The organism is Bradyrhizobium sp. SZCCHNRI1029 (genome assembly GCF_032487555.1).
In the GTDB taxonomy this organism is placed as follows: domain Bacteria; phylum Pseudomonadota; class Alphaproteobacteria; order Rhizobiales; family Xanthobacteraceae; genus Bradyrhizobium.
The window spans coordinates 1-2,142 of record NZ_JAUEUK010000024.1 but is presented as its reverse complement, the minus strand read 5'-3'; the positions used below and the strand labels follow the sequence as shown (position 1 = coordinate 2,142).

2 protein-coding genes and 1 pseudogene are annotated in these 2,142 nt (G+C 63.4%); 1 reads left to right on the top strand and 2 read right to left on the bottom strand.

The features are described from left to right. Positions 1-167: pseudogene (locus QW861_RS33945) on the bottom strand (flagellar protein); the annotation flags it as partial. 388 nt (positions 168-555) lie between these two features. Here QW861_RS33945 and flbT point away from each other — a divergent pair. After that, positions 556-981: a flagellar biosynthesis repressor FlbT gene (gene flbT / locus QW861_RS33940; protein ID WP_315715996.1), complete on the top strand. Its 426-nt coding sequence runs from the start codon at positions 556-558 to the stop codon at positions 979-981. Positions 982-1,155: 174 nt separating this feature from the next. Here the strand turns inward: flbT and QW861_RS33935 are convergent. Continuing rightward, positions 1,156-2,142 (bottom strand): flagellin (locus QW861_RS33935; protein WP_315755060.1); only part of this gene is annotated, 987 nt, incomplete at its 5' end.

Genomic DNA, 2,142 nt, shown 5'->3' with positions numbered 1-2,142 from the left:
CGGTTGTCGAGACCCTGGGCGGTGAAGAAGTTGGTCGGATTGTCGAGCGCCGAGTTGACCTTCTTGCCCGTGGAGAGATTGTTCTGGGTGGTGGCGAGGAGCTGAGCCGTCGACTGAAGCGAGAGCAGATTCTGACGCACCGACGCCGAGAGAACAATACCTGACATTTTCATACCCTTCTGGTGTGAAACAAACGGCCCGATCCATTCAGGATCAAGGCGAAGCCCGTCGGTGACTGCACCACCGGGCGACGGGCGTTAAGGTAAATGCGAGCGGCTAACAAACAGTGAAGTCACGACCGCTCGCGGTCCCCGATGCGTGGCATCGGCACGGCCGCGCATCGGCGATTCGCCGCGGATCACCTTGAAAACACCGCATATTCGCCAGGCGGGCGCGGCCGTTTACCGTCCGTTAACCATGATCGGAAAGGATTGCTGCGCACCGACCGATCGAGCGCGCAGACTCCCCGCGCGATCTAGACTGGCAGCTGGACCCGTCATCGGCCTCGACGCAGCAGGTTCGGCGCCACGCCGATTGCGGCAACGGAGAATGAGAATGGCCCTGAAAGTCGAACTGAAGCCGCATGAGCGCATCATCATCGGCTCCTGCGTGATCACCAACACCGATCAGCGCGCGCGCCTCCTGATCGACGGCGAGAACATTCCGATCCTGCGCGAGAAGGACATCCTGACGCCGGAGACGGCCGACACGCCGGCCAAGCTCGTCTATCTTGCGGTCCAGCTGATGTACATCTCGCCGGGGGCAGACGCGGATCACGGCACCTATTTCAACCTGCTGCGCGACATCATCACCACGGTGCCGAGCGCCTGGCCGATCATCGAGGCGATCAACGGTCATATCCTCAACGGCGATCTCTACCAGGCGCTGAAGGAAGCCAAGAAGCTCGTCGCCTACGAGAAGAAGCTGATCGAGCAGGCTGAAGCCGAACAGCAGGACAAGCCGGTGAGCTCGGCTGCCTGAGCTTTCGCCTCCTCACCCGACATCGAAGGGCCCGGCTCGCCAGTCGCGAGGCCGGGCTTTCCTATTTTTGCGCGCTCGCCAAGCTACGCCGCAGCAATGTCGGACCTTTCCTCCGATAAAAAGGCGGCGGGGTTTCCCCCGCCGCCCTGGTCGTCGAGATGCGATGCTTGCGGATCAGCGCAGCAGCTGCAGCACGCTCGCCTGCGACTGGTTGGCGAGCGACAGCGCGGACACCGCGATCGACTGGCGGGTCGACAGCGCCTGGCTGTTGGCCGCTTCCTCGTTGGTGTCGGCCAGCGTCAGGTTCGACGAGCCGGTCTGCAGCACGTTGATCAGGTTCTTGTTGAAGTCCTGACGAACCTGCACCACCGACAGGTTCGAACCCAGCGTCGAGGCCTCGTTGCGCAGCGTGGAGCTGGCGGTGGTGAGCACGCCGATGACCTTGTTCGCCGAGTTGTTGTCGAGGAAGTCGGTGCCCGAGGTCAGGGTCGTCAGCCCGAGCCCCGCGGAGTTGAAGGTCACGCCGGTGATCGACAGCGTCGACTTGCCGTTTTCGTTGAAGGTCAGCTTCAGCGTATCGCCGTTCAGCAGGTTGACACCGTTGAACGACGCATCGCTCGCGGTCGTATTGATCTGCGCCAGCACGTTGTTGTACTGCGAGACCAGGCTCGCGCGCTGCGTCTGCGCGGTCACATCCGCCACCGGAGCCGCCGCCGTCAGACCGTTGAAGGCCTGGCTGGATGCAGCCGACGTACCGCCGATCGCGCCGATCGTGGCGGACGCCGCGTCGTTGGTCGTGCTGAGGGTGATCTTGCCGGTCGACGAATCGATCGAGGCCTGCAGGTTGTTGGCTGCGAGCTTCGCGTTGAGATCGTTCAGCGACTTGACCTGTCCTGTCCCTAGACCGAACGTGATGCTGGTCGCCGTGCCACCTCCTGTGGCGCCGACCGTCAAGGTCTGACCTGACAAGCCATCGCCGACAGCAGTCAGCCCGAGCTTGCCCAAGGTGCCGGTGCTGCCCGAGAGCGTCAATCCCGCCGCCGGCGGCGTCAAGGTGATCGCACCCGCCGTGATCGACGCGGTGACGCCGGTCTGGGTCTGGATCGCCGACAGCAGGTTGCTGACGCTGTCGCCGATGCCGATGTTGGTGCCCGTCGAGGA

Bases quoted from the DNA above. Each gene is read 5' to 3' on its own strand.
- flbT (WP_315715996.1), top strand. From the start codon at position 556: ATGGCCCTGAAAGTCGAACTGAAGCCGCATGAGCGCATCATCATCGGC.